Genomic DNA, 7,123 nt, shown 5'->3' on the forward strand with positions numbered 1-7,123 from the left:
CAGATCGTCGTCAACCTGCTGTCGAACGCGCTGAAGTTCACGCCCGAGGGTGGTGCTGTCGAACTGTCGGCGGTGCCGGACCGGGGCCGCATCGCGATGGTGGTGGCGGACAACGGGATCGGCATCGCGCCCGAGCACCTCTCGCGCGTGTTCGAGCCGTTCTGGCAGGAGGAGAACTCGCTCTCGCGCCGGCACGGCGGGGCCGGCCTCGGCCTGCCGCTGGCGAAGGCGCTGGCCGAGCTTCAGGGCGGGGTGCTGAGGATCGACAGCCAGCTCGGGCGCGGCACGATGGTGACGCTGTCGCTGCCGGCCCAGGACGCCGCCCAGAACGCCGCCCAGAACGCCTCGGCGCCGGTCGAGGCCGAAGCGCGCAGCGCCGCGTTCAGCCCATCCGCTGCTTCATGAGGTTTTCGAGCCAGTGGATGTCGTAGGTGCCGTTGATGAACTCCGGCTCCGCGGTGACCCACCGGTGCAGCGGCAGGCTGGTGTGGATGCCGTCGATCACGTATTCCTCGAGCGCGCGGCGCAGCCGCATCAGGCATTCGTTGCGGCTCGACCCGTGCACGACCAGCTTCGCGATCAGGCTGTCGTAGTGCGGCGGCACCTTGTAGCCGTCGTAGAGCGCGCTGTCGATGCGCACGCCCAGCCCGCCCGGCGCGTGGTAGCCCTGGATACGGCCGGGCGAGGGCGCGAAGGTCTCGGGATGCTCGGCGTTGACGCGGCACTCGATCGCGTGGCCGTGGAAGCGGATGTCCTTCTGGCCGTAGCCTAGCGGGGCGCCGGCCGCGACGCGGATCTGCTCGCGCACGAGGTCGATGCCGGTGATCATCTCGGTCACCGTGTGCTCGACCTGCAGGCGGGTGTTCATCTCGATGAAGTAGAACTCGCCGTCCTCGTACAGGAACTCCATCGTCCCGACGCCGCGGTAGCCGATGGCGCGCGCGGTCCGGGCGGCCAACTCGCCGATGCGCATGCGCTGCTCGGCGTTCAGGGCGGGCGAGGGGCCTTCCTCGACGACTTTCTGGTGCCGGCGCTGGACCGAACAGTCACGCTCGCCGAAATGGACGGCCGAGCCGTGCATGTCGGCCAGGATCTGGATCTCGATGTGGCGGGGACGGGCCAGGTACTTCTCGATGTAGACCTGGTCGTTGCCGAACGCGGCGCGCGCCTCGCCGCGCGCGAGCTGGTAGGCCTCGCGCAGGCCCTCCATGTCGCGGGCCACCTTCATCCCCTTGCCGCCGCCGCCGGCCGCCGCCTTGATCAGGACCGGGAAGCCGGTCTGACGGGCGACCGTCACGGCCTGCTCGTAGCTTTCCACCGGGCCGTCGGAGCCGGGCACGACCGGCAGGCCCTGGCCCATCACGGTGCGCTTGGCCGTGACCTTGTCGCCCATGATGCGGATGTGGTCGGGCGTCGGCCCGATGAAGGCGAAGCCGTGCTCCTCGACCATCTCGGCGAACTGCGCGTTCTCGGCCATGAAGCCGATGCCGGGATGGATCGCGTCGGCGCCGGTGATGGTGGCGGCCGACAGGATGGCGGGGATGTTGAGATAGCTCTCGCGCGCGGATGCCGGGCCGATGCAGACTGCCTCGTCGGCGAGGCGGACGTGCATGGCGTCGGCGTCGGCGGTCGAATGGACCGCCACCGTCTGGATGCCCATCTCGCGACACGCCCGGTGGATGCGGAGCGCGATCTCGCCGCGATTGGCGATCAGGACCTTTTCGAACACCGTTCCCGACCCCCGTCTATTCTATGACCATCAGGACTTCGCCGTACTCGACCGGCTGCGCGTCCTCGACATGGACGCTGACGACGGTCCCGGAGACCGGCGCCTTGATCGGGTTCATCACCTTCATCGCCTCGATGATGAGGATCGTCTGGCCCGCCTTCACCTTGTCGCCGACCCGCGCGAAGGGAGGCGAGCCCGGCTCCGGCGCGACATAGGCGGTGCCGACCATGGGCGAGGTCACGGCGCCGGGATGCGACGCGGAGACCGCCGGCGCGGGGGCCGCCGCCTCGCCCGCCGCAAGGGCGGCCGCGGGAAGCGCCGGCGCCGGCGCGTAGGCGATGGCCGGGGAGCCCTTGGTGACGCGGATCCTCTTCTCGCCCTCCGCGAACTCGATCTCGGTGAGGCCGGTCTCGTCGAGCAGACCCGCGAGCTTGCGAATCAGGTCGCCGTCGATGTCGAAAGTCGCCATGCCTTCTAGTTCCTGTCCGTCATTGCGTCGGCGTCGATCAACTGGGCAACCGCATCGAGCGCCATCAGATAGCCTTGTGCGCCGAAGCCGCAGATCACGCCCTCGGCCACCGCCGATACGTAGGAGTGGTGGCGGAAGGGCTCACGCCTGAAGATGTTCGAGAGATGGACCTCGATCACGGGCAGCTCGGCCAGCGTCAGCGCGTCGAGCAGGGCGATCGAGGTGTGGGTGTAGGCGCCGGCGTTGATGACGATCGCATCGTGGTCGGCGCGGGCCTGCTGGACCCAGGACACCAGCTCCCCCTCGTGGTTGGACTGGCGGAAATCGACGGCGAGGCCCAGGGCCTCGGCGCGTTCCTGGCACAGCGCCTCGATGTCGTCGAGGGTTTCGGATCCGTAGATCCCGGGTTCACGGACGCCGAGCATGTTCAGGTTGGGTCCGTTCAGGATCAGGACGGAAGGCTCTATCGCCACGAAGGTGAACTTCCGGTGGGGTCACGCTGCGGCGTTTATATCACGCGCCGTCGAGAGGGCAATGGGGCATGCCGTCGTGCGGTGGAACGGGGCCGGGGCGGCCTTCCCGCAGTCGCGCGGTCGAACGGCATTCGGCTCATGGGCGGGCATGGCTTCATCGCGCGCGCCCGCTCCCCTTCGCTTCCAGCGACGAGGCCAGCTTCCGAAGCAGCGCGGCCAGAGCCTCCTGTTCGTGCGCCGACAGGCCGTCGAGCAGTTCCGCCTCGGTCCGCATGTCCTCGACGATCGCGGCGCGCGCCTTCTCCCGGCCCGCGGCCGAGAGCCCGACCAGCAGGCTGCGCCCATCGGCCGGGTCCGGAACCCGTTCCACGAGGCCGCGCTTCTCCAGCCGGGATACCCGCGCGGTCAGCCCTCCCGAGGTGATCATGAGCCATCTGAACAGTTCCGTCGGACGCAGCCGATAGGGCGGGCCGGAGCGAAGCAGCGTCGAAAGGACGTCGAAATCGCCCGTATCCAGACCGTGACGCTCGAAGACCTTTTCGATCGCCGGGCGCACGCCGAGCGTGATCACGCGCGCGCGGCCGAGGATGGCCATGCCGCGCGTATCCATGCCCGGCATCTCCGCCGCCCACTGCCTTCTTCGCAATTCGACCCGGTCGTCGGGACCCATGGAGTCTCCGTTATCTTGATGGCAAGGTAAATATCTTGACATTAAGATAATTCGAAGCGCCACATCATCACAACCCGACCGTTCGACGGAGACGAGACATGCCCCACGATCAACCCGCCCAGCCCGTGAAGGGGCCGGCGTCCTACTTCCCGTCCATCGAACGGAAATACGGCCGGCCCGTCGAGGAGTGGCTCGGCCTAATCCGCGCCAGGCCAGACCTGAAGCACATGGAGTTGGTTGCCTGGCTGAAGGAGACGCATGGATTGGGGCACGGACATGCCAATGCGCTCGTGGCACATGCGCTGGCCGACGGCAAAAAGGAAAGAGGGGGGAAATGACTTCGAAGACGAGGAATATCGCCAAGCAAAGGAGCTGGTCTTCCTCCTGCGGGGGCCGCGATCAGAAGTCCGCGGTCGCGGCCAGCCGGACGCCGGCGGCCTGGAGGCGCCCTTTCGCGTCCGCCAGCGAGCCGTCGAGGTCGATCGCGCGGCAGGCGTCCTCGATAACGACCGCCTCGAAGCCGCAGCGCACGGCGTCCTCGGCCGAGTAGGCGACGCAGAAGTCGGTCGCGAGCCCGGCGAAGAACAGCCGCCGGATGCCGCGCTCGCGCAGGTAGCCGGCGAGGCCGGTCGCGGTCGCCCGGTCGTTCTCCTGGAAGGCGGAGTAGGAATCGATCTCCCGCCGGAAGCCCTTGCGCAGCACCAGCTCCGCCCGGGACACGTCGAGGCCGGAGTGGAAGGCGGCGCCGGTCGTCCCCTGGACGCAGTGGTCCGGCCACAGGACCTGCGCGCCGTAGGCGAGCGCAACCGTGTCGAACGGCGCCTTGCCGGGATGCGCGCTGGCGAAGGAACGGTGGTCGGCCGGGTGCCAGTCCTGGGTCAGCAGGGTGGTCGGGAACAGCCGGGCGAGGCGGTTGGCCGCCGGCACGACCGCGTCCCCGTCCGGCACGGCGAGCGCGCCGCCCGGGCAGAAGTCGTTCTGGATGTCGATCAGGACCAGCGCATCGGCCGGGCCGGGGGTGATCCGGGCAGGCATCGTCGCTCCTCAGCCGGCGTGGAGATCGAGGGCGCGGCCGTAGAGCCGGTCGAGCATCGCGTAGAACGGCTCCACCTCGTCGTCGGCGAGCGCCGCCAGCAGGTGGCGCTGGAGGTCGCCGGCGAGCGGCACGATCTGGTCGTGGACGGAACGGCCCTGCGCCGTCAGCGACAGCACGAGGCGGCGGCGGTCGGCCTCGTCGACCGCGCGGTGGACGAGGCCGCCGTCGGCCGCGCGGGCGACCGCCCTGCTGACCTGCACCTTGTCCATGGCCGTCCGCTCGCAGACCGCGTTCGCCGACATCGCCCCGAAGCGGGCGAGCACGGCCAGGACGCGCCATTCCGCGACCGTGAGGCCGAAGCGTTCCTCGTACAGGCGGGCGAGCGCCCGGCTGATCGTGTTGGTCAGGACCGACAGCCGGTAGGGAAGGAACTCCTCCAGGATGAGGCTGATTCCATCGCCGGCGAGATCGAGGTCGCCGTCGGGGGCGGCGCCAAGATCGCCGTTGGCGATGGTGGCGGGCCTGCGCGAACTCCTGGACATTGCCATGCGGCCGATTCCCCGTCCTGCGGTCAGGCCCCCTGCGGGCCTCGGGTGGATAGATTGCCCCAACCGGCCTGCAATTTGAACAGGAATGCTGCCATATCTCCTACAACATACCCGCTTGCTCCAGGTCCCGGCGCAGCGCGTCCGCCCCGGTGAAGCGTATGGCCTGCATGCCGACGCCGCGCGCCGCCTCGACGTTGCGCTCGACGTCGTCGATGAACAGCGTCTCGGCGGCGTCCAGCGCGTAGCGGTCCAGCAGACGGCGGTAGATCGCGGGGTCGGGCTTCACCAGCCGCTCCTCGCCGGAGACGACGACGCCGTCGAACAGGTTCAGGAAGTCAAAGCGCCGGCGCGCCAGCGCCAGCTTCGCGGCCGAGAAGTTGGTGATGGCGTAGACCGGCCGGCCGCGCGACTTCAGGGTGCGCAGCAGGTCGGCCGTCCCCTCGACCGGCCCGGGGACCATCTCCTCCCAGCGCAGGTGATAGGCGGCGATCAACTCGGCCAGGTCGGGGAAGCGTTCGGTCAGGACCGCCACCGCCTCATCCCAGGAGCGGCCGCGGTCCTGCTCGAGGTTCCATTCGGGAGTGCAGACCCCGGCCAGGAAGCGTTCCATGGCCGCCTCGTCGCCGGGGAAGAGCTTGCGGTAGAGGTGGCGCGGGTCCCATTCGATGAGGACGCCGCCGATGTCGAATACGGCGATGCGCGGGGACCGGTTTGCGGGCATCATGTCGCCTTCTCGTCTCGTCGCTGCTGGTCTCAAGGGTAACGGCTATGAAGCTCTTCGGCTATTTCCGCTCGTCCGCCGCCTATCGCGTGCGCATCGCCCTCAACCTGAAAGGCATCGAGGCGGAGCACGCGTTCGTCCATCTGCGCAAGGGCGAGCAGGCGGCCCCGGACTACGACGCGCTGAACCCCCAGCACCTCGTGCCGACCCTGGTCGACGGCGGGACGGTGCTGACGCAGTCGATGGCGATCATCGAGTACCTGGACGAGACCCGCCCCGAGCCGCCGCTGCTGCCGTCCGACCCGGCCGGGCGCGCCCGGGTACGGTCGGTCGCCCAGGCGATCGCCTGCGACCTGCACCCGCTCGACAACCTGCGCGTCCTCAAATACCTCACCGGCCCCATGGGCGTGACGGAGGAGAAGAGGGACGAATGGTACCGGCACTGGATCGCGGTCGGGCTGGGCGCGGTCGAGAGGATGCTGACGCCCGCGGCCGGGACCGGCAGGTTCTGCCACGGCGACGCGCCGGGCCTCGCCGATGTCTGCCTCGTGCCGCAGGTCTTCAACGCCGAGCGGTTCGGCTGCGACCTGTCGGCCTACCCGACGGTGATGCGGATCGCCGCCACCTGCCGGGAGCTGCCGGCCTTCGCCGCCGCCGCGCCCGAGCGCCAGCCCGACGCGGAGTGAGGGCGGCGGGAGCGCAGCCCGGAGTGCAGCCCGGAGTGCAGGGGGCCGGCCGCGACCCGGTCTAGCCCTCGCGCGCCTGCCCGATCAGGTCCTGGAGCTGCTGGAGCGGGATCGCGCCGGGCACGAGCCGGTCGCCGACCACGAAGGCCGGAGTGCCGTTGACGCCCAGCACTTCGGCCAGGCGAAGGTTGCGCTCGATCTCGGCCAGGATCTCGGGCGATTCCATGTCGGCCTTCAGCCGCTCGAGGTCGAGGCCGACCGAGGCGGCGACGCGCAGGACCTTGGCGTCGTCGAGCGTGCCGCGCAGCTCCATCAGGGCGTCGTGCATCTCCAGGTACTTGCCCTGGCGGTCCGCGGCCAGGGCGGCCCGGGCGGCCGTCAGCGAGGCGGGCCCGAGGATCGGGAACTCCTTGAAGACGACGCGCAGCTCGCCGTCCTCGCGCAGCAGCGCCTTCAGGCTGGGATGGACGGACTTGCAGTAGCCGCACTGGTAGTCGAAGAACTCGACCAGCGTCACGTCGCCGGCGGGGTTGCCGGCGACCGGGCCGGCATCGGCCCCGGCCAGCGCCTCGCGGTTGGCGGCCAGCGCCAGGCGCTGCCGCTCGACCTGCGCCATCTCCTGGCGCTGCTGGAACGTCTCCAGCGCCTCGATGATCACTTCCGGGTGTTCGAGCAGGTATTCGCGGACGATCTGCTCGACCGCCTGCCGGTCCGCCGCGGGGGCGCCGCCCTGGGCAAGGGCCGGGACGGACGGGACGAGGATCGTCGCCGGCCACAGGGCCAGCCACAGG

11 protein-coding genes are annotated in these 7,123 nt (G+C 69.9%); 3 read left to right on the top strand and 8 right to left on the bottom strand.

Going from position 1 to position 7,123, the window contains the following annotated elements; all coding sequences use genetic code 11:
* The coding region (locus tag VGO20_RS23820) for a sensor histidine kinase (protein ID WP_327504888.1) at positions 1-405 on the top strand (405 nt) is incomplete at its 5' end.
* Here the strand turns inward: VGO20_RS23820 and accC are convergent.
* The 4 genes from accC to VGO20_RS23840 form a co-directional block, all read right to left on the bottom strand.
* Entirely contained in the window at positions 383-1,729 is a 1,347-nt protein-coding gene (accC, locus tag VGO20_RS23825; RefSeq protein ID WP_327504889.1) for an acetyl-CoA carboxylase biotin carboxylase subunit, read from the bottom strand. The two genes, VGO20_RS23820 and accC, sit on opposite strands and share 23 nt — an antisense overlap.
* Before the next feature lie 16 nt (positions 1,730-1,745).
* Positions 1,746-2,198: an acetyl-CoA carboxylase biotin carboxyl carrier protein gene (gene accB / locus VGO20_RS23830; RefSeq protein ID WP_327504890.1), complete on the bottom strand. Its 453-nt coding sequence runs from the start codon at positions 2,196-2,198 to the stop codon at positions 1,746-1,748.
* 5 nt (positions 2,199-2,203) lie between these two features.
* Positions 2,204-2,671 (bottom strand): type II 3-dehydroquinate dehydratase, encoded by a 468-nt coding sequence (gene aroQ / locus VGO20_RS23835; protein ID WP_327504891.1) that lies wholly within the window; start codon positions 2,669-2,671, stop codon positions 2,204-2,206.
* 154 nt (positions 2,672-2,825) lie between these two features.
* A complete protein-coding gene (locus tag VGO20_RS23840) occupies positions 2,826-3,281 on the bottom strand; it encodes a MarR family winged helix-turn-helix transcriptional regulator (protein ID WP_327504892.1) in 456 nt (151 codons plus the stop codon).
* 158 nt (positions 3,282-3,439) lie between these two features.
* Between VGO20_RS23840 and VGO20_RS23845 the strand changes: the two genes are divergently transcribed.
* Positions 3,440-3,679: a DUF4287 domain-containing protein gene (locus VGO20_RS23845; RefSeq protein WP_327504893.1), complete on the top strand. Its 240-nt coding sequence runs from the start codon at positions 3,440-3,442 to the stop codon at positions 3,677-3,679.
* A gap of 61 nt (positions 3,680-3,740) precedes the next feature.
* Here the strand turns inward: VGO20_RS23845 and pncA are convergent, their stop codons facing one another.
* The 3 genes from pncA to VGO20_RS23860 form a co-directional block, all read right to left on the bottom strand.
* On the bottom strand, positions 3,741-4,376 hold the full coding sequence (gene pncA / locus VGO20_RS23850) for a bifunctional nicotinamidase/pyrazinamidase (protein WP_327504894.1): 636 nt from the start codon (positions 4,374-4,376) through the stop codon (positions 3,741-3,743).
* 9 nt (positions 4,377-4,385) lie between these two features.
* A complete protein-coding gene (locus tag VGO20_RS23855) occupies positions 4,386-4,925 on the bottom strand; it encodes a MarR family winged helix-turn-helix transcriptional regulator (protein WP_327504895.1) in 540 nt (179 codons plus the stop codon).
* 100 nt (positions 4,926-5,025) lie between these two features.
* Positions 5,026-5,649 (bottom strand): HAD family hydrolase, encoded by a 624-nt coding sequence (locus VGO20_RS23860; protein WP_327504896.1) that lies wholly within the window; start codon positions 5,647-5,649, stop codon positions 5,026-5,028.
* A gap of 44 nt (positions 5,650-5,693) precedes the next feature.
* Between VGO20_RS23860 and maiA the strand changes: the two genes are divergently transcribed.
* Positions 5,694-6,332, top strand: coding sequence for a maleylacetoacetate isomerase (gene maiA / locus VGO20_RS23865; RefSeq protein WP_327504897.1), 639 nt, complete (start codon positions 5,694-5,696; stop codon positions 6,330-6,332).
* Between the two features lie 61 nt (positions 6,333-6,393).
* Here maiA and VGO20_RS23870 read toward each other — a convergent pair.
* A partial coding sequence (locus tag VGO20_RS23870) for a DsbA family protein (RefSeq protein WP_327504898.1) occupies positions 6,394-7,123 on the bottom strand: 730 nt, incomplete at its 5' end.

This window comes from Arenibaculum sp., from assembly GCF_035998295.1.
Lineage (GTDB): Bacteria > Pseudomonadota > Alphaproteobacteria > Azospirillales > Azospirillaceae > DASYHS01.